The sequence below is a fragment of the Mesorhizobium sp. L-2-11 genome, assembly GCF_016756595.1.
Taxonomy (GTDB): Bacteria; Pseudomonadota; Alphaproteobacteria; order Rhizobiales; family Rhizobiaceae; genus Mesorhizobium.
This window is the reverse complement of sequence record NZ_AP023257.1, coordinates 2,430,189-2,452,846: the sequence shown is the minus strand read 5'-3', so window position 1 is coordinate 2,452,846 and position 22,658 is coordinate 2,430,189. Positions and strand designations below refer to the sequence as shown.

Sequence of the window (22,658 nt, the reverse complement as noted above, 5' to 3'; positions counted from 1 at the left end):
AGGGCGTGACATGATCCCTCGCATCCTGATCGTCAGCGACAACTCGGACGCCCGCTCCAGGGGCCTGGCGGCAAGGCTGGAGCGGCGCGGCGCCGTGGTCGCAACCGTGCCGCTGGCGGCGATCGCGTTCGACACCGGCAGCCCGAGCGGACTGTCGATCCCCGGCTTCGACGGCGCGCTGCCCGACGCCGTGCTTGTCCGTTCGATCGCCGCCGGATCGTTCGAAGCGGTCACCCGGCGTCTCGGCGTGCTGCACGCATTCGGCAAGCTTTCCATTCCGGTGTGGAATTCCGCGCAGGCGATAGAACGCTGCGTCGACAAATCGATGACCACCTTCCTCCTCAAGAATGCCGGCCTGCCGACGCCGCCGACATTTGCGGTCGAGGGTTTTGCCATGGCCGAAGCGGTCGCCAGACGCGAACTGCCGTTCACGCCGCTGGTGCTGAAACCGCTTTTCGGCGCCCAGGGCCGCGGCATCCGGCTGATCGAGACACTGTCCGATCTCCCCGCCGAGGACGAGGTGAACGGCGTCTACTATCTCCAGCATTACGTGCCGCGTCCCGGCCCTCCTTACCGCGATTTTCGCGTATTCGTCTGCGCCGGCGAAGTTTTGGCGATGATGAGCCGGCGTGGCGACGACTGGATCACCAACGTCAATCGCGGGGCGGTGCCCGAACTGGTTTCAGAGCTGGTTTCGGGGCATGGCGAAACCGAACTGGCGGCGCTGGCAGGGGCCGCCGCCGCCGCAATCGGCGCGGATTTCGCCGGCGTCGATATCGTGCCAGCGGCCGACGGCAAGCTGTTCGTGCTGGAGGTCAACAGCATGCCCGCCTGGTCCGGGCTTCAATCAGTCGTCGCGGTCAACATCGCCGACGCGATTGCCGACGCCCTGCTGAAATTCCTGACTGATCGCAGCGAGGCGGCGGCGACGCGACCCTACCGCCTCACCGCGCCGGCGAATTCGTGACCGACGGCATGGCGCTTTCGCGTGAACGCCTCCGGCTTGCCTACAAGGACGCCTGCCGGATGGAGATCGAGGCGCTGAAACCGGGCAACGTGCATCTGTTCGCCGACGGGCACGGCATGTCCGCTGCCCAGTTTATGACCAGCGCCGAGGTCTCGTCCATACCGCTGACCGATCCGCGCCTGCCGGTCGGACGGCGCATGCTGGAAGCGGTCCGCGCGACACGCCTGGCGGTCGCGACCAACACCAATCTCGGTATCATCCTTCTCGCAGGGCCACTGCTGTGCGCCGCCGAAATGGCGGACGCCCAACTGCACGACGATCGACTGCCCGACAATCGCCTGCCCGACAAGAGACTGCGCGACAATCTCGACGCGGTGCTGCGCGCGATGAGCATGGACGATACCAGGGCTGTGTTCGAGGCGATCGTCGCCGCCGCGCCGGGCGGCCTCGGAGAGGCCGCGAACGATGTGCGGCAGGAGCCAAAAGTTCATCTGCTCGAAGCCATGCGGGAGGCGGCCGACCGCGACATGATCGCCCGCCAGTATGTCACCGGTTTCGGCGACGTGTTCGGCGTCGGGCTTGCGGCTCTGCAAGCGGCCTTGGCACGCGGCGAAGGCGGCATGTGGCCGACGGTATTCGCCTATATGGCGTTTCTCGCCGGCTTCCCGGACAGTCATGTGGTGCGCAAGCATGGCGCTGAAGTCGCAGATCTGGCGCGCCAACAAGCCCTTGCCGTTGAAGCGGCGCTGCATGCCAATGATGACGAGGCGTCACGCATTCGTCTGCTCATGGAACTGGACCGCCGGCTGAAGGCCGACAACCTCAACCCCGGCACCTCGGCCGACCTGACCGTGGCTACTCTTTTAGTCCACACCCTCGGCGTTCAGCTTGCATAATCGCGACGTTGGTGGTTGACTTTCGCGGGCGGAAGCTGGGCTTCCGCGGCTATCCAGCCAACCGGCCCGGATCTCCGGGCGCTGCCAACAAGGATAGCTGTCCATCGAGCGCTCGCTCGGTTTGCGGCGTCTTTGGACACCATAACTGTGTCTTGGAGGAGAATTGGCATGGCAAAGATCTCGAAAGTAATGGTCGGTGAATCGCTGGTAGGAGACGGCAACGAAGTGGCGCATGTCGACCTGCTCATCGGCCCACGGGGGAGCGCAGTCGAAACAGCATTTTGCAACGCGCTGACCAACAACAAGGACGGCTTTACCTCGCTCTTGGCGGTGATAGCGCCCAATCTTCAGTGCAAGCCCAACACCGTGATGTTCAACAAGGTCACGATCAAGGGCGCCAAGCAGGCGGTGCAGATGTTCGGCCCGGCCCAGCATGCGGTCGCCAAGGCCGTACAGGACAGCGTCGCCGAGGGGATCATTCCCGCCAGTGAGGCGGACGATCTGTTCATCTGCGTCGGCGTTTTCATCCACTGGGACGCGGCGGACGACGCCAAGATCCAGAAGTACAATTACGAAGCGACGAAGGAAGCCATCCAACGCGCCGTCGCAGGAACGCCGACGGCCGCCGAAGCCACGGATAAGCGGGACCAGGTGAAGCATCCGTTCGCGGCTTAGACAAGAGACAGCCCCGCACAGGCAAAACCCTCCGCGGAGCCGGATGGTCTGTTGCGCCGCCTGAAAAAATTTCTGGGCCTTTAGGCATCGCTGCGCGATCTTGCCTTCTCCCCTTCCTGTGGGAGAAGGTGGATTGGCGCAGCGCGGCTCTTCCTTCTCCCCCTGTGAGGCCTTTGGACAGAATCAAAATTGGTGATTCCGTGCGCAAGGAAGATACAAGGGGGAGATGCCCGGCAGGGCGAAGGGGAGTGTGGATCGCGGCCTCATTCCAGCTTGGGTTCCTCGCCCCCACGAAAGTGGGGGAGAGGTGGCTCGGCGAAGCCGAGACGGAGAGGGGGACTGCGCCCTACGAAAGCCCCCTCTCCGGCCGCTTCGCGGCCACCTCTCCCCGCCTTTGGCGGGGGCGAGGAACCCAAGTCTTGAGAGCTCGAGCGACAGCCCCCTCTCCTCGACCCACGCAAAGCCTCCCTGTGGGAGAAGATGGCCGAGCGAAGCTCGGTCGGACGAGGGGTGTTCCAGCTTGGCACCGCCGGCGATCCGTCTTGGCGCACAAACCTCAGGCACCAAGCGTTGCGAGGTGCCCCGGCGTGAGCCTGCCGTCATGCAGCGAGGTTGCGACCAGCGCCGCAGCGATACCGAGCGATGAAAGGGCGCGAATGTCAGCCTCGCTGCGTACCCCGCCGGCCGCGATGACGGAGCGGCTTCCAGCCTTCGCCTTGATCGCCTCGAGCCGCGTGAAATCGGGACCGGAGGCGGAACCGACCTTGGCCAATGTCATGACGATCACTTTTTGCGGCCAAAGTGCCGGCTCGTCGAGAAATGCTGCCGGGCCGCGAAACCCGTCGTCGAAGAAATCCAGCGACAGGATAAGCTCCGGATGATCGCAAAAACGCCGCAGCAGCGCGTCGTCCTGCTGCGATTCGGAACCCAGGACCGGGCAAAGCCAGGGTTCGGCAAGTGCTGCCGAAAGTGTTTTCTCGTCGGCGAAGCCGGCATCGACCCAAAGCTCCGGCGGCTGCGCCATCGCCTTCAGCCGGGCAAGCGCGCCGCTGTTTGGCGTTCCGCCTTCGATGGCATCGAGATCGGCGATATAAAAGGCCGCAAAAGGGTAAAGCCGGCGCAGGCCCTCGGTGACCGCCACGACATCGGAACTTTGGCTGAGCGGCGTGACGATTGGCCTGTAGCGATCGCGGTTTCCTTGCTGGGCGCGCACCACTTCGCCGCCTTTCAGGTCGAGAACCGGAATGATACGCAACGCTGTTTTTCTCGCTGACCGACTGCCCCTTACCAACTGTGATGAAAGCTTGAAGTGTGGAAAAAAGAAAGAGCATCGTTGCCGGCTTCGATATTGGCGGCGCGCATCTGAAGGTGACGCGTGCGCAAGACGGCCGCATCGTCGAGGCAGTAACCATCGCCACGCCGCTTTGGCTCGGGCTCCATACCCTGACCTCGGCATTCGAGGAAACGGCTCCGATCTATGCCGGCGCCGATCTCAACGCATTCACCATGACCGGCGAACTGGCTGATATCTTTCCGTCCCGCGACGCCGGCGTCGCGGCCCTGCTGGATGAGATTTCAGCCCGGGTCCCAGGCGAAAACTTGATTTATGCCGGACCGTCCGGCTTTGTCGGGGCCGAGCAGGCAGCGCGACTGAGCGGCGATGTCGCCTCCGCCAACTGGCATGCGACAGCGTCGTTGGTGGCAAAGCTCGCCGGCGATGCCCTGTTCGTCGACATGGGCTCGACCACCACGGACATCATCGCCATCAAAAATGGCGCCGTCGCCAATGACGGCTACACCGATGCCGGACGGCTTCTGAGCGGCGAACTGGTCTATACCGGCTTCACCAGGACGTTCCTGTTCGGCGTCGCCTCGTCGGCCCCCGTCCGCGGCAGGCTGACACCGCTGATGAACGAGTATTTCGCCTCGATCGCCGACGCGCACCGGATCCTCGAGGTGCTCGACGAGAAGGACGACAGGCACGCTTCCGCCGACGGCAAGGAAAAGACCGTCGATGGTTCGATCGCCCGGCTGGCGCGCATGATCGGGCGCGACGCCACCGAGCTGACCCTGCCGGAATGGCGCGAAGTCGCGCGCTGGTTCAGCGAACAGCAATTGCGCAAGATCCACGACGCAGCGTCCCTGGTTGCCGGGCCCATGGCGCGGGACGTGCCGATCGTCGGCGCCGGAACCGGCCGCTGGCAGATCAGGCGGCTGGCCGAACGCATGGAACGCCGCTTCGTCGACTTCGCCGAGATCATCCCCGCAGATGACGCCGTTCGTGGCGAAGCCAGCAGCGTCGCACCTGCGTCAGCGGTGGCGCTGCTGGCGGGATCTCAATCGTAGATGCTTTATGGCCATCCGATCAGTCGGTTCGATGAGACCGGCTTGAAAGATCCCAACTCGTACCAGCGCAAGGTCGCAACAGAGTGGAAAGTTCGCGTTCGGCACGCGCTCGGCGCATGTCGGGTTCGGGGCCGTAAGCTGTCCGCCCGGTTACAGGTGTTGTGCAGACGAAAGTTGCCGTTCAACAACGACGCCATTTCTGTCGTTTAGACGTTTCGCTCACAACCCCAGAAGTGGACGCTCCAGCGAACAGCAGAATTCCTCTCCTCCCATACGCCAGAAGCGATCGTGGACAGCGTCGAAGGGAAGGCTCTATGGCATAGCGCGCTGTGGCGGCCGCGGCTGAAGGCGTGTTCGAACCTGATCGTAGAGACGGAGCTCGCCCGGCATTTCGAGTGAAACGGCCAGCCCGAAGGGGACCGCCTCATCGACTGGAGCAGCAGGATCTGGATCGCGCTGAATTTTCAGCGTGACCGTCATTCCTTCCGTAACGACAGCTGCACGATCGCCGCTCCATTGACGCGTGTACACGGTCCCGCGATTGGTCTGGTTCATATCAGGCTGGCCACCATGGCCGGTCACCGCCAATACATCGAGTTCGCCTGGTTCGAGTATCTTCATTCTGACGGACCGATAGGACTTTCGCCCCGGCAGCACGGGTGTAAACCAAGCGAGTGTCGCGGAAATGGAATGAGGGCGAGCTTGACCACTTATCGCAGAGGGGATCGGGACAACCACGTCGACAACGCGCTCGCGACCCAAGTCACCAACGCACCAAAAAGTTGCCCGATCTGCCGCACAGGCAACAGCGTCATCGGCATCATACAACCCATAACCGAAAAACCTGCGGATATTGTCCTTCTGGCGTGGTGCCTGGCCTCTTCCTAACGGGCCAAGAAGGCGTTTCACGAGCGTGGCAGCCTCCTGAGGCCAGCGGGCAGGATGAACCAGAAGCGCTTTTATCAGGACGGCGCGGTGGGTTCCGGACAACTGCAAGAACTCTTGGCCATAGGCCGCTTCGAGTGCATCGTGGATGCGATGCGCCGTTCGCGATGCGAGCGCTGTTGCCGCGCTTGTCCCATTCGTGAATGCCTCGGCGCCCTCGATGCCTGACCGCGGAGGTGCTGCGACCTTCAGGCCGGCCCCACGCGCCGGGCTGGTAGGGCTGACGATGACACCACTACCGCTGCCAATGACACGAAGATGCTCACGTGCTGCCGGCATGAGGATGTCAGGTTTGACGGAGTTGGCAAAACCTGGACCGAGCGCGCTGGAAGGATTTGCGGTATCAAGGTCCGTGAACGGATCGACATTAACCCTGGCGGACGCCCGATCAGCTTGCGAAACCCAGTCGAGATTGCGCCCACCGATCGTTAAGCCGTTGATAGTTTCGGATGGAGACAGGATTCGTCTGTCTGCTACGACAGCCGCGAGGGCATTTACGACACCTTCGGCGCGCACGGCTGGGGTCGCATCCTCGAAGGCCGTGCGGGTGTGGAAGGCGGAGATGGGAAAGTTCCCCGTCACGTTGCCAGCGCTCACCAGGAAAAGAAGGCCGAACCGATAGGCGAGGCGGTCAAGCAACCGCGCCCAAGGCGATAGCTGTCCGTGGAAAGGTCGCCTGACGTTTCCAAGCGAAATATTGACGATAATGACCCACGGCGCTGACGGCTGCTCCCCTCCGCGCATCTTCAGAACCGCCTGGTAGATGAGATCGACGATCAGCCGATCTGGGGGAAACCGATCATTGCTGCCCATAACGGGGATGCAGTGGATCTGGCGCGGAAGCGGCGGCTCTGGTCGGTTGCGGTCCCCGTGAACGATGAGCGACGCCATGGCCGAACCATGAACGCGTTGCGCGACAAGCGCATCGGGTTCCAAGCCAAAATGGTCCTCGACATTCAGGTGGCGGCGCAGCAGCGGATGGCCTGCGACAGGTACACCATCGAGCAAGGCCAGGATTGATGCTTCGCTGACTGGACGCTCGGCGACCGGCGCGGCTGGTGCAATACTGTCGTTGGCCTCGATACCGGTGACGACGCTCTGGGGCCGGATGTGCATGATCGGCTCAACGCCGGCCAGGCTCCCCGGCGCGCGGGCAATCAGCATCCGGATTGAGGCAACCGGGATCCGCGCCAGGACTGCATGATAGGCGATATCGTCGATACGGGCGCGGTGGATTACATTTCCGCCCGCTTGGGCGATCGATTGGACGACAGCGCTCTCGGCCGCAGCGCCGACCGCCACCGCCCCGCGATAGATGAGCTCAAACTCTAGGGATACAAGCTCCTCGTCATCACGGCCCTCAATCTCCTCCTCGAGGATTTCGACATCCAGAGGCTGCACGCGGTCTGCGGGACCCCAGACGCGTAGATCACGAAGGCAGCCAAAGACATCGCGCCATGGCGCATAGCCATCAGGAAGCTCCCCCCCGGACAGCCAAGTTTGCCAAAGCGATAAGATTTGTCGCAGCGCGACGAGGTCAGGCACGAGCAGGTAGGCGAAGGGCGCCTTGTCCTCGTCGCTCGGAAGCTCCTCTTCGTCGATCAATTCCAGGCCGGGAACTCGGCTGACGGCGCGAGCAAAATTGGCAACGTCACCCTTCACCTCGAAAACAAGAAGCCGTTCGGGAGCGAGCGCGCTTGGATCGGCCCGCAAGGAGAGCCCTGTCGGGTCGCGCTGGAGGACTTGGGCCAGCCGCGCAAATTTTGGCGTGAACTCTTGATCCTTGGCGCGGTTGAAGCCGGTGAACGGCGCATGCATTTCCTCCTGCACCACCCGGCAGAAATGGCGCGGCCGCATGGCATCGTCGTCGACGCGTTCGACTTCGAGGACCGAATGCGCGAGCGCCGCTGCCAGCCGCGGCACCGGAAACCCGTCGACCGCAACGGTCGGCCAATGCTTGCGGCCGGTCAGGCAGCCGGCAAAGATACGCACGTCGTCGGTATAGTTGGCGATGGCGAACGGCACTTCGGCGAGATTGTCGAGCGTGACCGACGGCCGGAAAGGCGCGATCACCCAGCCGTCCTTCTCGGCGATGATGCCGATCGGCGCGATGTGGACGTCGCCGGCTTTGTTCCGCGGTGGTGATGATCGATTCTCTGATGTAAGGCATGGTCGGGGTGCTCGACGAGAAGGACGACAGGCACGCTTCCGCCGACGGCAAGGAAAAGACCGTCGATGGCTCGATCGCCCGGCTGGCGCGCATGATCGGGCGCGACGCCGCCGAGCTGACCCTGCCGGAATGGCGCGAAGTCGCGCGCTGGTTCAGCGAACAGCAATTGCGCAAGATCCACGACGCAGCGTCCCTGGTTGCCGGGCCCATGGCTCGGGATGTGCCGATCGTCGGCGCCGGCACCGGCCGCTGGCAGATCAGGCGGCTGGCCAAACGCATGCAACGCCGCTTCGTCGACTTCGCCGAGATCATCCCCGCAGATGACGCCGTCCGCGGCGAAGCCAGCAGCGTAGCGCCTGCGTCCGCAGTGGCGCTGCTGGCAGGTTTTCAATTGTAGGTGCTATATCATGGCCATCCGATCAGTCGGATCGATGAGCCCTCGGGCTTGAAGGATCCCAACCCGTACCAGCGCAAGGTCGCAACAGGGTGGAAAGTTCGCGTTCGGCACCCACTCGGCGCATGTCGGGTTCGGGGCCGGTTGCTGACAGTCCGGTTAAAGGGGCTAGTTCCAGGATAGCTGCCATTCAACTCCTGAGGCGCGAAGCGGTCATCCATGGGGCTCCGCGTGCAGGAGTCTACTTCGAGTCGAGGGCGCGTTTCCGAAACGGCTCTGTAGCGGCAGAACCGGACGTTCAAAGACCCCTAAAAAGTAGTGGGCTTGCTTCGGGCGGTTAAGGCCAGGAGCGCCTCCGAAAGACGTTTCTTCGCCCGTTCGACCCCGTTCTCGTCGATAGCTTCGACATCGAGGAACAGGTCGAGGCCAGTCGCGTGCTCGCTGATGACCTGAGGGCGTTGGGCCAGTTCACCAAGGAGGCCCTCGACCTCATAGGGGACTACCTCCCGACTGATCCCCTTCATGGCGATCGGCGCCAACGGACGCGCTCGGACAAGGTCGCGCACGAGCGCATAGGTCTCATAGCTAAGGCAGATGCCGCCAGGTTCGGCAATCGATTGCAGGCGGGCCGCTAGATTCGCTTCGGCCCCGATGATCGTGTAGTCCATGCGATCATCGGAGCCGAAGTTGCCGACATTGCAGTAGCCCGTGTTGATGCCCATGCGAGCTCGGAACGGCTGCTCAATTCCTCGATCACGCCACAACCTGTTCAGCTGCTCTAGCCGGCGCTGCATGTCGACAGCCATGCGCAAGCAGGCCCTCGCGTCCTCCTCGACACCCTTTGTCTCGGGGTCTCCGAAGAACACAAGAAGTGCGTCGCCGATGAACTTGTCGACCGTAGCCTCGTGCTTGAGCGCGATCATTGACATCTCGGTGAAGTACTCGTTGAGGAGTGCCGTGAGGTCCTCAGGCTGGAGCCGTTCCGCGATCGCGGTGAAATCTTTGATATCTGAGAAAAAGATTGTGAGCTTCTTGCGCTCGGTCGCGATAGTCACGTCCTTTTGGCCGCTGAAGATGCTTTTATAAATTTGAGGCGAGAGATATTTGGCGATCTTCAATGAAATTGCGGCCAGAAAGTCGTTTGCCTCGGCGAGTTCCGTGTTCATGCCGTGAACCAAGGCGGACTGCCGACGCTGCAGGAATATGAACGTCAGACCCGCCGCAGCGGCGAAGCCGAAATACAGAAGCAGATACTTGAAAGAGAGGACGTTCGCCCCGATCGGCTGGGCGACCGATATCTCCTGGATACCTCGGACATCCCCCACCTTCCAGTCTGTCTTGGGGCTGTCCGGATGCGAGTTATGGCAGTTGACGCAGACTTGTCCCATTACGACGGGAGCCGCCGCGCGAACGTGTCGGTCAAACAGCGAACCCGAGGCTTCGATGATGGGCTCACTTGGATTGGCGCGAAAGGCAGAGATTGCGTTGCGCTCGAATGTGTCTAGCTGGTGGGGCTCGCGGCCTTTGAAAGGCAGGTCCGAGATGAAGCGATATTTGACGGACCCGTCGTGAGCGCTGATGCGCTTGCCGAGTTCGATTGAGAGGGTTGCTGGGATAGGGATCGCACCTGGTACATCCCGGTAATTGTGCGTCGCGGTCACGGCGCGGTCAGCTTTCAGGACCCGTCCCACGACGTCGCTGCCGTAGAATCCGCGCATGTCGTCGATGATCCGGCTGATTTCGCTGGCTTGCGTGCGCAGCATGCGTTCCGACAAATCTCGGAGGTCGAGCCAAGCTGCGACTGGCAGACCTATAAGGCCGACGGCCACTGCCGCAACCAGGAGCGGTCCCATGGTGCGTTGCTCACGCGCAATCTGTTCACCCAATCCCGCCATTGTCCAGGTTACCGCCCACCCGTTATCCAATACCTGAACTATACCTCATTCGCGGCTCGCTACCAGCGCCAGTGGCTCGGTGAGAACACGATGGGGCCGAAGAACGAACCCGCTCGCGCGGGAGGGCACCCTGTGGTTGAGGTAAGGGTTATGGGTCGATCGTCGCGCTCGCGTTGAGCGTCGTTCGGCTGGAGCAGAGCATGGCGGGCTTCTTCAACAAGGAGCCTGACCATGCCCTATCCTGTTCTTGATGCACCTATCAGTCCACTTCGTCAGCGGCTGATCGACGACATGAACATGCGGCGTTTCTCACGGGAGACGCAGCGCAACTATCTCCGCGACATCGGACGCCTGGCGACGTTCCTCGGGCGTTCACCAGACACAGCGACCACCGACGACCTGCGCCAGTTCCAGATCGAGCAGCAGGACGACGGTGTTCCCGTGCCGACGATGAACAGCATCGTGTCGGCGCTGCGCTTCTTCTTCACGCATACGGTCGATCGTCCCGATCTGGCGCGCAAGCTCGTTCGTCTGGCGCACCCGCGCACGCTGCCGGTGGTGCTGAGCCGCGACGAGGTCGCCCGGCTGCTCAACGCCACCACCTGCCTGAAGCACCAGGCCGCGCTGTCGGTCGCTTATGGCGCGGGCCTGCGCGTGGCGGAGGTGTCGACGCTGAAGATCGCCGACGTCGATAGTGAGCGCATGCTGCTACGTGTCGAGCGCGGCAAGGGCGGGCGATACCGGAACGCCATGCTGTCGCAAGACCTGCTCTTGTTGCTGCGCCAGTGGTGGAAGGTCGGACGCCAGCAGGGCGTGATGCACCGCGACGGCTGGCTGTTTCCGGGGCAGCATGCGATGAAGCCCATCTGCACCCGCCAGCTCTATCGCGTGGTCGTCGAGGCAGCGCAGGCGGCCGACATCGCCAAGCGCGTCGGGCCGCACACGCTGCGCCACAGCTTCGCCACCCACCTGCTGGAGGACGGCACCGACATCCGGATCATCCAGGTCCTGCTCGGGCACGCCAAGCTAAATAGCACCGCCTTCTACACCAAGGTTGCAACCCGCACGGTGCGCACCGTCACGAGCCCGCTCGACAAGCTTGGCCTCTTCAAGCCGGAAGAGATCTCACCCGACGGCTGAGCGTGCGCGCCTCGATCGAGGTTGCCGACATCTTCCGCACTGCCGGGCCCGCCTACCGGGCCGCCCATGCAGGGCATCTGACACTGCAGCAGCTCAAGGTCATGTCGGCGATCGAGCACTGCCGCACCGCGGCCCTTGGCGGTCACGTCGAGGCCTGCGAGGACTGCGGCCACTGGCGCATCGCCTACAACTCCTGCCGCAACCGGCACTGTCCAAAGTGCCAGGGTGCCGCGGCGCGGACATGGCTTGCCGAGCGCGAGGCCGACCTGCTGCCGGTCGGCTACTTCCACGTCGTCTTCACGCTGCCAGCCGAGGTCGCCGACATCGCCTTCCACAACAAGGCGGCGGTCTACGACCTGCTGTTCAAGGCGGCGTCGGAGACGATGCTGACCATCGCGGCCGATCCGAAGCATCTGGGCGCACGCATCGGCATCACCGCCGTGCTCCACACATGGGGTTCGGCGATGACGCATCATCCGCACGTGCACATGATCGTGCCAGGCGGTGGCATCTCGCCGGACGGAAGCCGGTGGATATCGTCGCGTCCCGCCTTCCTGCTGCCGGTGCGGGTGCTCGGCAAGCTGTTCCGCCGGCTGTTCCTCTCCCGGTTGGTCGCGCTGCACGACGACGCTGGCCGGCTCGCCTTCTTCGGCGCGATTGCTCATCTCGCGGAACGGCGGGCATTCCTGCGCCACCTGTCGCCGATCCGGAAGAAGCGCTGGGTGGTCTACGCCAAGGCGCCCTTCGCCGGCCCGGAAGCGGTGCTCGCCTACCTGTCGCGCTACACCCACCGGGTGGCGGTCTCGAACAGCCGCCTCATCCGCCTCGACGAGAGCGGCGTCACCTTCCGCTACAAGGACTATCGTCGCGAAGGCGCCGACCGGCAGCAGCTCATGACGCTCGCGGCCGACGAGTTCATCCGCCGCTTCCTGCTGCATGTCCTGCCGCGTGGCTTCCATCGCATCCGGCATTGCGGCCTGCTTGCCGGTTCTGCTCGCAAGGCCAGCCTCGCGCTTGCTCGTGAACTCCTGAACGTCGCCGCACCGTCCGACGATGACACCATGGACGAACCGGACAACTTTGAACCGGACAACTTTCGCCCGCCATGCCCCTGCTGTGGCGGCCGCATGATCGTGATCGAGGTGTTCGAACGATGGAGGCAGCCGCGCGGACCGCCACACGATTCCCCATCAACCGGGAGAAGCACGCCATGACCCGGCATGGCATGGTCCAGCCTTCAATCGCAGGCACTCAGCCTCCGGCAACGAACCCACGCCGTCCATGGTGACCATCGGCGTCGACAGGGCTGCGTCCGACCGCGCACCGAGCCGACGATGCCGCACGGCCGGAAGACAAGGCGGTCCGTGTGCATCAATCCCGCCGCTCCTCGACGGCGGTCGCGCCATCGCTGACATCGGCCGAAATCCGAAATCCCCATAGCCATCGCCTGTGGCCCGCGGGTTCCTTCCTCGGGGACTTTCGTACGCCTGCCGGCGCCCGAAACCCTTCACGAGAGCAGTAGGTCCGCTTGTGGTGTAGGGATGAGCGATAGCGGACGTCGATGCAGAGGAGCCTAGCTCTTTGCCGCCACGTCATTCTCAGCAGGATCTAAATTCGGCCGGTCGATCCCTTGCGTCTCAACATTGTAGACGCGAACGTGCCCGTCTAGGCCTTTGAACTGGCGAGTGCCGAGGTCGGCGATCGGAATTTTGTCACGCAGATGGCGCGCCACGGAATAGTCGATAAGGATTTGTCGATCGTCAGCGGATGAACACAGCCTCGATGCAAGGTTCACGACATTGCCGATTGCGGTGTAGTCGACGCGGGCCTCATAGCCAATTCGGCCCACCGTTGCCCACCCCATAGCGAGCCCCATGCCGAAACCAATCTGATAGCCATGCTGCCGCCACCCGGATATGAGTCCTTGAATGGCTTCCTGCATGTCGACAGCCATTTTTACGGCATGAAGCGCCGGCTCTTGACATGGAACCGGGGCGTTGACGAGGATCATCAATCCATCCGCCGAAAAACTGGTCAGCGTCACCTCATACCGGGTGACGATCGCGCCGAGCGCCTCGTAGTATTCACGCAAGAGCTGCATAATGTCCTCAGGCTCAGCGTGCGCCGAAAATGCGGTGAAGCCACGCAAATCGCAAAAAACAGCGACCACTTCCGCGCGCTGTCCGGCAAGCATTCTCTCGTCGCCAGCCTTTTCTACGAGTTCCGCCACCTGTGGTGCCAGGAAGCGCTTCAGTCGCGTCATTCGCTCAGCGCGATCCCGCGATTCGGCGAGTTCCTGCGCCATTTGATTGAACCGCGAGGCCAGCCGCTCAAGCTCGTCTCCAGTGGCGATGTTGATCCGATGATCGAACTGTCCAGCGCCGATCTTCTCTGTGCCCTCTTCCAGCAGTCGGATGGGGCCGCTCATCCGTCCGGCAAGCCAATAGGCGAGTACCGCCGCAAGGACTGTGGCGGCGAGTAACAACCCGCCTGTCCGCCACAACAAAGCGTATAAGGGTGCAAAAGCCTCTGCCTGCGACTGCTCGACAAGTACCGTCCAGCCGGCCGCGGCAACCGGCGCGCCGGCGGTCACAACGCGTTCATTCTCGGAGTTGCGGCTTGCAATCGCAGTCCCGCCCGTGGCTGCGATCGCATCCCGCAATCCGCGCAGGGCCAACGCTGCTTTCTCGTCGGCGCCCTGCATCACTTCGCTGATCGCGGGGTGAGCGATGAGGCGGCCGGTCTGGTCGATGACAAATGCCCGGCCGCTGCGGCCCACGCGAATCTCGGAAACGATGAGCCAGACAGGCTTCAGACTGATTTCGGCGATGATCGTGTTTTCTAGGACTGTATCGTCGTAGTTGGCCATCGCCATGGTTACCGACGGTTCGGAACCCTGGCGATAGGCGATCGGGCCATACCAGACCTTCGCCGTCCTGGCGCCCACGACAGCGGGATCGCCCGAGCGATCCGCCCCGCCTTCCGTCCTGTTCGAGCCCGTGCGCGACACGTGCAGCCGTTCCGCGCCGGCGCCGTCGACGAAACTGATGCTGAGAATTCCCGGGACCTGGTGCATCACGCGCAGGAAAAGAAGCCGAAGCTGTTTCACGCCGGCATTGGCCGACACGTCCTCGGGGATCGTGGAGCCAAGCGGAATTTTGATGCCGTCAAGAAAGCTCTCAATCTTGTCGGCCGCAGATGTCGCCTCAGACCGCAGCAGGGCGCTGAGGATCGCATGCTGGTCGCCATAGCTGAACCACGTGTTGCTGATGCCACTAGCGGCCATCGGAAAAACGACCGCCGCGAATAAGACCAAAAAATACTTCCGGAATAGCGATCGACGCATGGAAGCGGCTTTGAGATTGGAGAAAGGTCTCCCACATGATGCGACCCGACCATAAGTCGCGACAGCTCAGTCCCAGAAAGGTAACCTAAATTCTTGCGTCTTGGTATCGGCTGAGCCGTTCCCACTAATGGTCGAGTCTCGTGCCTTCCATGGGTCTTAGATAGGCGGGAATGTTTCCCTGATCCGGGAGAGTCGCAACCACGACCCTCAGCTTAGTGGTATCCGCTTCAGGGCAACAACGAACTTTGCCTGTTAGGTCGAAATTGGCACACTCCGGTCATCGTGCATACTGGGCTCAATGACCGCAAAAGGGTCGAACACCGCCGTTTGAGATCAGCGCCACCGCGTATCATGCTAAAACACGTCAGCCCCGACGCTTACCCAGGTTCAGCGGTTCAGCTCCGCACCTCGTCGCCGTGCGACTCCTGGACCGACAGGTGGTCGCCGACACGCTGCATCAGCCAGTCCCAGGCTTGCTTTTCGGCCTCGCCCGCGGTCTTTTCGATTGCAATCGAAAGATAGGCGATTTCCGCCTCGATCTTGTCGCGCGGCAGCATGCCGAGCCGGCTGACCAGGATGGCCAGTTCCAGCACCGCCGCCTTGGCGCGGTTGAAGCCGGTGAACGGCGCATGCATTTCCTCCTGCACCACCCGGCAGAAATGGCGCGGCCGCATGGCATCGTCGTCGACGCGTTCGACTTCGAGGACCGAATGCGCGAGCGCCGCTGCCAGCCGCGGCACCGGAAACCCGTCGACCGCAACGGTCGGCCAATGCTTGCGGCCGGTCAGGCAGCCGGCAAAGATACGCACGTCGTCGGTATAGTTGGCGATGGCGAACGGCACTTCGGCGAGATTGTCGAGCGTGACCGACGGCCGGAAAGGCGCGATCACCCAGCCGTCCTTCTCGGCGATGATGCCGATCGGCGCGATGTGGACGTCGCCGGCTTTGTTGACGGTAGTGATGATCGATTCGCGAATGAACGGCATGGTTTAGCGCTCTTTCTTCGAGCGAAGCGTGGGGCCCGCTTCGGCAAGACGGCTGCGGTCGGTTTCGGGAGCCGGCGCGGCAACGCCCCATGCGAGCGGCTCGTCCTGCACATAGCGCTTGCCGAGGCGCCAGGCGATTTCGGCCTTCATCAGCTCGGCGCCGAGATAGAATGCATGTGCGCCATCCGCCTCAACGCCAAGCCCGGCAAAGAGTTCGAACGCATCCGTGGCAACCGCATGCCCCTTGCCGTTGAAAACATGGATGCCGTCCTCGGCGGTCATGATGCGGAAGTTGGCGTCGCGCACCTCGGCTGCGAGCGCTTCGATATCCTCGGTCGAGGCGGTGAACGGCTTGCGGTCGTGAACCTGCAGCAGCCCTGGATGATAACTGCGCGGCAGCGCACCGTCGTTCTTGGCGGCAAACAGGATGCGGCGGGCAATGTCGTGCTCCTCGATCGTTCGCAGTGTGTGCGGGCTGACATGCACGGCAAGCACGTTTCGGATCTGAAGTTCCGAGCAGAGCCCGGCCAGAACGGCGGTAACGCCGGAACTGTCGGCGTCGGTCAATTCGGTGAGATTGCCGGTGCCCATCAGCAGTTCGACCTCGGGCCAGCGGCGGCGCGCCTCGATAAAGCGCCCGAGTGAGGCGGCAAAGCCGAAATGGATCGGGTCGAGCACCGGATCGGCGAGGAAGGCGACGCCGGCCTTTTGCGCCGCCTCAACGGCGCGGCCGAGCGAATCCAGGTCGCCGGGGGTGGCCGGGATCAGCACTGGTACGGCCTTGTAGTCGAAGGCCAAGGGCAGCGTGTTCTCGTCGAGGCTGAGAAGATAGTCCGCACCGGCGCGTGCGCCGATCGACAGTTCGTCTGATCTGGCCGAATCGACGCTGACCAGAAATCCCTGTGCCTTCAGCTCGCGCACCGCCTCTTCCAGCAATGGAAACGGCGTTTCCGGCAGGCAGCCGAGATCGATGACGTCGGCGCCGGCCGCAGCCAGCGTCCTTGCTCTCGCCACCAGCGCCTCGACCGACAGCATCGGCGCATCGACGATTTCAGCGAAGATGCGCATGTCGTGACGCGAAAGGTCGGGCGGCTCGCCCGCCCGGCCGAGAAAGGCCGGCAGATCGGCGATCTCGTCGGGCCCGCGCACGAAGGGCACGCCGAAATGGTTCGACAGATGCTCGATGTCGCCGCGATAGCGGCCGGGCAGGATGACGCGGTCGACGGCGCCTGTCAGGCTGAGCCGCCGCTTGATGATATCTTCGCTCATCAGCGCCGCGACCTTGACGCCGATGTCGATGATCTCCCAGGCAAATTCGGTTTCGCCCAGTCCGGCCAGCAGCCTCTCCAGCCGAACCTTGGCCAGATGGCCGGTGAGAAAGACCAGCCGCTCAGCCATGGCTTGCGAGTTCGGCGTGGCGCCGCCTGACCGAGGCTTCGAGATCGACAAGCGACTCGACCACCTGGGTTCGCTCAAAACTCTTCAGCTGGTTGGTGTTCTCCAGGTCGATGCTGCGCGGATAGACCTTGACCAGCCCATGCGGCGCCATGGTTTCGAGTTCCGGCGCGGTGTCGCAGGCAAAGACGATGGCCGGCACCCGGCATTTTCCGGCCTGGGCAAAGACGTTGGTGGCGAGCGTGTCGGAAATGCCGTGCACGCATTTGGCGACCGTGTTGGAGCTGGCCGGCGCCACCACCACGGTATGATAGACACCGTGATAGAATTCGCCGACCGGGATCGCGCTCGCCGTCTTGTCGTGCAGCACGCGCGTCGTCTCCGGAAAATCGAGCTTGAGCTTGTACATGCGCAGCACTTCGTTGGCGGCTTTCGACACGAAGACATCGCAATGCTCGATCTGGTGGATGAGTGCAAAACTCTCGGTAAAAAAATGACCGGAACCGGTCAAAACCCATGCCCAGCGCGGCGTATGTAGCGTCGCCATCGCCTACCCTGCTATTCTTGCCGACCGGATCGGGGCGGCGATCCGAATGCCGGGCAGAACGCCCGCCGCGAGCAACCCCATGGCCTCGGAGGCATCTTTCGGGCCGGCGAGATGGACATCGACACCGTCGGGCAGCATGGCGGCGAAGCCGGCGTCGACGATGCCTCTGGCCGCCAGGCCGTCGATCGTGTCGCTGCCGGAGAAGGCGCCTGTCTGCTTGATCAGGAGCAGCGCATTTGCGCCGAGCTTGCCGGCAAGCCAGGCGGCAAGGGAATCGGAGGTAACATCCCAGGAAGCCGGAATGTCCGGCGCCGGCAGCGTCAATGACGACGGCAGCCACACCGGCACCTTCCCCGCGTCCAGCGCCCGCCGCATTTCTTCCAGCGACCGTGCCGGCTCCAGCCTTTCGTCACGGTCGAGGATGATTTGGGCGAACTGCTCCATGGCGAGGATCGCCATGGCGTGCGCGGCGGTGTCGGAAAAATCCATGTAAATCTGCGTCTCGCGCACCTGGTCGGCAAAGCGGCCGCCGCCCGGCACGATGACGATCGGCAGCTTGGAACCCGCCAGCGCCGCGACCCAGTCCGCCATTTCCGCCGCATCGGCCGTGCTGCCGCCAAGCTTGACGACGGCTGGCTTGACGGCTCGCCTGATGGCCTCAGGCCTTTCCTGTCGCGCCCGGGAAACGGCGCTTTGGTCTTTTCGGCCGGCAGAGCCGGAGGCAACGCCGCGGCCTGCCGATTGGCGCTTGCGTTCGATCTCGACGCCGACGCCGCCTGGGCCGAGTTCGAGTTTTTCCACCCTTACCGTGACCCGCACGACACGCGGGTTTTCCAGGATGTAGGACGCCACCTGCTCGGCCAGGGCCTCGCTAAGCTGGATGTGGCCGCGCGCGACGATGGTGCGAATGCCGTCCATGATGATGTCGTAGGAAAACACATGGCGCATGTCTTCGGGATGGTCGGTGACTTGCAGCACGTCGGCGATCACGTCGAAACGCACTTTTTGGGTATGGCCGTGCTCAAAACTGTAGGCGCCGATCTGGACCGGCAGGACAAAGTCCCGCACGAAGATCTTGTCGGTACCCAGTGTCGGGTCGGTGCCCGGCGAATAGCCCCTCGCCGCCAGCAGGCGGTAGTCGACGCTCGACGCGCCGCCGACCCGGGATGCTTTCGGGATCAAGTCGCGGATTTGCGCAACCGCCTCGGCGCTGATCGAGCCGACGCGGCCGGAATGGCCGCACAGCGCCCCGCGAAAGCCGAGAAAATCGGGAACGAAGGGCAGCATGCGCGGGATATCAGGGGCTTCCAGCGATCCGCTCAACCCAACCATGAGGCCGAGCGATTTGGCTCGATCGACGAAACCCGGAATACGCTCGGGCGGCACATGGTCGAGCAGGCGCCCGCTGGCCTTGATCGCAGTGTCGACCATTGCGCCATGAAAGCGATGTCCGGCAAGCATCGGCAGAAGCTCGAAATCCGGCGCCAGGTCGGCGAACAGGACCGCGATCAGTTTCGTTCGGGCGGCGAGCGGTTCGAGCGCAGCCGCGCAGGCGGTGGCATTTGCCGTCGGGAAAAAACCTATCTTGACGTAATCGACGCCGGTTGCAGAAATCTCTTCGGCCTTGGCGCGAATGGTCTCCGGTTCCATCGGCAGGTCGCCGCAGACCGCGCTGACCGGCGCCCGGCCGGCGATCAGCGAAATCGTCCGGCGGATGGTCTGCGTGGACACCGCGCCCAGCGCTCCCGCCTTCGGATCCTTCAGGTCGACGATGTCGACGCCGCCTGAAAGCGCGATCTCCGCCTCGTCGACGCCGGTGACGCTGGCCAGCATTCTGGTCATTGACGGACTTTCTCCGGCATGAGGGACAGAGCGTTCTTGGGCCCGAATACCGAAATCCGCTCGGTCGCCGTTCGGGCGAGCAGGCACGGCACTAAAGCAGACGTGAGAAGTCCACTTTCAGGGTTTGATAAAATTTGCCGGTCAGCTAAGCTCATCATGGGCACCTTGACTTCGCGCCGCTCCGACAACAATCGGACTTTAGCGCAAGAATGGGTAATTTTATCGATGACGAGCGCGGTGCCGGGCACTCTGGCGGCCTTTTTGTGCTTTTTTTCCCTGACCGTCAACGTTGCGGGCGCGCTGGCCCAGGAAGCGACGGGCAAGCAGCCGACCGCAACGGCCAAGCCGGAAAAAAAACTGACCGAGATCAAGATAGGCTATTTGCGCGCCTATGCGCCGCAGTTGGCGTTGTCGGTGCTCGACGTCCCGCCGCGCGATGAAGGCGTTGCCGGGGGCAATGTGGCGATTGCCGACAACAACACGACCGGCAGCTTCCTCGGCCAGAAGTTCAGCCTCGACGTGACCGAGGTGAAGCCGGATGCAGATGTCGTCCCGGCCTTCCAGGAGATGATCGCCAAAGGCAACCGCTATGTGGTCGCGGATCTCTCGGCCAGGCAGTTGCTGTCGATCGCCGATCTTGCCCGCGACAACGGCGTTTTGATCTTCAACGCCGGCGCTACCGACGACAGTCTGCGCGAGGAGGAATGCCGCGCCAATATCTTTCACACCATCCCGACGCGCAGCATGCTGGCCGACGGGCTGGCGCAATATCTCATCTGGAAGCAATGGCGGCGCTGGGTGCTGATCTACGGCTCGCACGAGCGCGACCAGCTTTTTGCCGAGGCGCTGCGCCGGGCGGCGACGCGCTTCGGCGGCGAGATTGTCGGCGAAAAGCTGTTCGAGGATACCGGAACGGCACGGCGTACCGATTCCGGCGTCGTCCAGATCCAGCGCCAGATGCCTGTCTTCACCCAGGACCTGCCGGAGCACGATGTGCTGCTGGTCGCCGACGAAAGCGAGGTGTTCGGCACCTACGTTCCGTTCCGCACCTGGGTCCCACGGCCGGTCGCCGGCACCGCCGGCCTCACCCCGTCGGCCTGGCATCCGGCCAGCGAGCAATGGGGCGGCACCCAGATCCAGAACCGCTTCGCCAAGGCGAATAGCCGCCGCATGGTGTCGAAGGACATGGCGGCGTGGACGGCGGTGCGCGTCCTCGGCGAGGCGGCGACCCGCACGCAGGGCGCCGACCCGCGCAAGATGGCCGACTTCATCCGCTCCGACGATTTTTCGATCGCCGCCTTCAAGGGGCAGAAACTGACCTTCCGCAAGTGGAACCAGCAGTTGCGGCAGCCAATCTTCCTCGGCGACACCAGATCAGTCGTCTCGACATCGCCGCAGGAGGGATTTTTGCACCAGCTGTCGGAGCTCGATACGCTCGGGGTCGATGAACCGGAAACAAAATGCGTGCTTAAGTAGAAAAGATCGGGAGGAACTTTAGTGCAGAGACGAGCTTGCGCACTCGCCATAGTTGTGACCGGCTTCATGGCCGGCCCGGCGTCGGCCTACATGGCCTATGTCTCCAACGAGAAGGACAACACGATTTCCGTGGTCGACACCGCGACGATGCAGGTGGTGAAGACCGTCAATGTCGGGCAGCGTCCGCGCGGCATCACCATCTCGCACGACGGCAAGCACATCTATCTCTGCGCCAGCGACGATGATTCGATCGAGGTCATCGACACGGCGTCGCTGGAGATCGTCGACACCTTGCCTTCCGGGCCCGACCCGGAGCTGTTCGTGCTGTCGCCCGACGGCAAGACGCTTTATGTCGCCAATGAGGACGACAATCTCGTCACCGTCATCGACATCGAGGGCAAGAAGGTGCTGGCCGAGATCCCGGTCGGCGTCGAGCCGGAGGGCATGGGCGTCAGCCCGGACGGCAAGACGATGGTCAACACGTCGGAAACGACGAACATGGCGCATTTCATCGATACGTCGACGCACGAGATCACCGACAACGTGCTGGTCGACGCGCGTCCGCGCTTCGTCGAGTTCACCCCCGACGGCAAGCAGGCCTGGGTGAGTGCCGAGATCGGAGGCACGGTTTCGGTGATCGACAATCAAACGCGCGAAGTCGTCCACAAGATCACCTTCGAGATTGCCGGCCTGAGGCCCGAATCCATCCAGCCGGTCGGCGTGCGCATCACCGCCGACGGCAAGAAAGCCTATGTCGCGCTCGGGCCGGCCAACCGCGTCGCGGTGATCAACACGCAGACATACGAGGTCGAGAAATATGTGCTGGTCGGCCAACGCGTCTGGCAGCTCGCTTTCACCCCGGACCAGAAAACCATCATCTCGACCAACGGCGTGTCGAACGACATCACTTTCATCGACGTGGCGACCGACGAGCCGGTGCAGTCGGTGACCGTCGGCGCGCTGCCGTGGGGCGTCGTCGTCTCTCCCAAATGAAACCCGCCAAATGAACCCAATCAACCATTGAATAAACCAAGTGAATCAAACCGACAGAAAAACAGCACAAGGGCAGGAAATCATGCGGAAATTTCGGGCAGTCGCTTTCGCCGCGCTGGTGGGCATGACGCTCACCCAGGGCCAGGTCTGGGCGCAGGACGACGGCGATGACGATGACGCAGCCGCCGCCGCAGCGGCCAGCACGGAGGCCAGTCCGCAGGCCGAGAAGGCGACCCGCGCCAGCAAGGACGTGCCGGAACTTATCCTCGGCAGCAAGCAAGACCAGTTCACCGTCAACCAGAAGGACTTTGAGCTGATCGCCGGCCAGGGCTATCGCTGGAAGATTACCGCGGCCGGCGGGCTGGAGTACAAATTCCATACCGACCTGTTCCGCAATGTGTGGAACAACCAGATCGTCATCAACGACCTTGAAGTGCACATGAACGGCGCACCCGCATGGCTCGAATTCGACGCCGACGGCACCATCCAGGTACAGTTTAGCACCGTGAGGCCCGGCATTTACACATGGTCGGTGCCCGACCTCGCCGACAAGGGCATGAAGGGCACGATCACGATCAAGTAAGATGACCGGAAAGCGAGACCTTCGCGATCTGGCCCAGTGCACTAGACTCGTGGTGCGCCAGG

The 22,658-nt window shown here is 63.1% G+C and carries 18 protein-coding genes; 10 read left to right on the top strand and 8 right to left on the bottom strand.

Annotation, left to right across the window (positions count from 1 at the left end):
- The first annotated feature begins 10 nt into the window (after positions 1–10).
- From JG739_RS11790 to fae, 3 genes are all read left to right on the top strand, one after another.
- Entirely contained in the window at positions 11–967 is a 957-nt protein-coding gene (locus tag JG739_RS11790; protein WP_202366601.1) for an ATP-grasp domain-containing protein, read from the top strand.
- 59 nt (positions 968–1,026) lie between these two features.
- Positions 1,027–1,863, top strand: coding sequence for a triphosphoribosyl-dephospho-CoA synthase (locus JG739_RS11785; RefSeq protein ID WP_244749822.1), 837 nt, complete (start codon positions 1,027–1,029; stop codon positions 1,861–1,863).
- A 168-nt stretch (positions 1,864–2,031) separates the two neighbouring features.
- Entirely contained in the window at positions 2,032–2,538 is a 507-nt protein-coding gene (fae, locus tag JG739_RS11780) for a formaldehyde-activating enzyme (RefSeq protein WP_095489033.1), read from the top strand.
- Positions 2,539–3,094: 556 nt separating this feature from the next.
- Here fae and JG739_RS11775 read toward each other — a convergent pair.
- The gene (locus JG739_RS11775) at positions 3,095–3,793 is read right to left on the bottom strand and encodes a HisA/HisF-related TIM barrel protein (protein ID WP_202366600.1); all 699 of its coding nucleotides are present in this window, start codon (positions 3,791–3,793) and stop codon (positions 3,095–3,097) included.
- 56 nt (positions 3,794–3,849) lie between these two features.
- Between JG739_RS11775 and JG739_RS11770 the strand changes: the two genes are divergently transcribed.
- Positions 3,850–4,884, top strand: coding sequence for a hydantoinase/oxoprolinase family protein (locus tag JG739_RS11770; RefSeq protein ID WP_202366599.1), 1,035 nt, complete (start codon positions 3,850–3,852; stop codon positions 4,882–4,884).
- Between the two features lie 312 nt (positions 4,885–5,196).
- Here the strand turns inward: JG739_RS11770 and JG739_RS11765 are convergent, their stop codons facing one another.
- The gene (locus JG739_RS11765) at positions 5,197–7,902 is read right to left on the bottom strand and encodes a DUF447 domain-containing protein (RefSeq protein ID WP_244749820.1); all 2,706 of its coding nucleotides are present in this window, start codon (positions 7,900–7,902) and stop codon (positions 5,197–5,199) included.
- Positions 7,903–7,997: 95 nt separating this feature from the next.
- On the opposite strand from JG739_RS11765, the gene JG739_RS11755 reads away from it, so the two are divergent.
- Entirely contained in the window at positions 7,998–8,396 is a 399-nt protein-coding gene (locus tag JG739_RS11755; RefSeq protein WP_244749818.1) for a hypothetical protein, read from the top strand.
- Positions 8,397–8,701: 305 nt separating this feature from the next.
- Here the strand turns inward: JG739_RS11755 and JG739_RS11750 are convergent, their stop codons facing one another.
- Positions 8,702–10,288: an adenylate/guanylate cyclase domain-containing protein gene (locus JG739_RS11750; RefSeq protein WP_202366598.1), complete on the bottom strand. Its 1,587-nt coding sequence runs from the start codon at positions 10,286–10,288 to the stop codon at positions 8,702–8,704.
- A gap of 231 nt (positions 10,289–10,519) precedes the next feature.
- On the opposite strand from JG739_RS11750, the gene JG739_RS11745 reads away from it, so the two are divergent.
- Complete coding sequence (locus JG739_RS11745; protein ID WP_202364099.1) at positions 10,520–11,428, top strand: tyrosine-type recombinase/integrase; 909 nt, start codon at positions 10,520–10,522, stop codon at positions 11,426–11,428.
- Between the two features lie 2 nt (positions 11,429–11,430).
- On the top strand, positions 11,431–12,642 hold the full coding sequence (locus JG739_RS11740) for an IS91 family transposase (RefSeq protein ID WP_202364100.1): 1,212 nt from the start codon (positions 11,431–11,433) through the stop codon (positions 12,640–12,642).
- Positions 12,643–13,001: 359 nt separating this feature from the next.
- Here JG739_RS11740 and JG739_RS11735 read toward each other — a convergent pair whose 3' ends face one another.
- The 5 genes from JG739_RS11735 to JG739_RS35295 all read right to left on the bottom strand — a co-directional run bounded on the left by JG739_RS11735 (position 13,002) and on the right by JG739_RS35295 (position 19,544).
- Positions 13,002–14,774 carry an adenylate/guanylate cyclase domain-containing protein gene (locus JG739_RS11735; RefSeq protein WP_202366597.1) on the bottom strand — a complete coding sequence of 591 codons (1,773 nt, stop codon included), beginning with the start codon at positions 14,772–14,774 and terminating at the stop codon, positions 13,002–13,004.
- A 395-nt stretch (positions 14,775–15,169) separates the two neighbouring features.
- Positions 15,170–15,760, bottom strand: a complete 591-nt coding sequence (locus JG739_RS11730; protein WP_202366596.1) for a DUF447 domain-containing protein — start codon at positions 15,758–15,760, stop codon at positions 15,170–15,172.
- Between the two features lie 3 nt (positions 15,761–15,763).
- Positions 15,764–17,158, bottom strand: a complete 1,395-nt coding sequence (locus JG739_RS11725) for a DUF6513 domain-containing protein (protein ID WP_202366595.1) — start codon at positions 17,156–17,158, stop codon at positions 15,764–15,766.
- A complete protein-coding gene (locus JG739_RS11720) occupies positions 17,151–17,702 on the bottom strand; it encodes a flavoprotein (protein ID WP_202366594.1) in 552 nt (183 codons plus the stop codon). Before JG739_RS11720 ends, JG739_RS11725 begins: the two co-directional genes overlap by 8 nt.
- A gap of 3 nt (positions 17,703–17,705) precedes the next feature.
- Positions 17,706–19,544 carry a (5-formylfuran-3-yl)methyl phosphate synthase gene (locus tag JG739_RS35295; RefSeq protein WP_244749816.1) on the bottom strand — a complete coding sequence of 613 codons (1,839 nt, stop codon included), beginning with the start codon at positions 19,542–19,544 and terminating at the stop codon, positions 17,706–17,708.
- Positions 19,545–19,769: 225 nt separating this feature from the next.
- On the opposite strand from JG739_RS35295, the gene JG739_RS11710 reads away from it, so the two are divergent.
- The 3 genes from JG739_RS11710 to JG739_RS11700 all read left to right on the top strand — a co-directional run bounded on the left by JG739_RS11710 (position 19,770) and on the right by JG739_RS11700 (position 22,596).
- Positions 19,770–21,020, top strand: coding sequence for an ABC transporter substrate-binding protein (locus JG739_RS11710; RefSeq protein WP_202366593.1), 1,251 nt, complete (start codon positions 19,770–19,772; stop codon positions 21,018–21,020).
- 66 nt (positions 21,021–21,086) lie between these two features.
- On the top strand, positions 21,087–22,013 hold the full coding sequence (locus JG739_RS11705) for a YVTN family beta-propeller repeat protein (protein ID WP_202367430.1): 927 nt from the start codon (positions 21,087–21,089) through the stop codon (positions 22,011–22,013).
- Positions 22,014–22,095: 82 nt separating this feature from the next.
- The gene (locus JG739_RS11700) at positions 22,096–22,596 is read left to right on the top strand and encodes a hypothetical protein (protein WP_202366592.1); all 501 of its coding nucleotides are present in this window, start codon (positions 22,096–22,098) and stop codon (positions 22,594–22,596) included.
- Positions 22,597–22,658 lie beyond the last annotated feature (62 nt).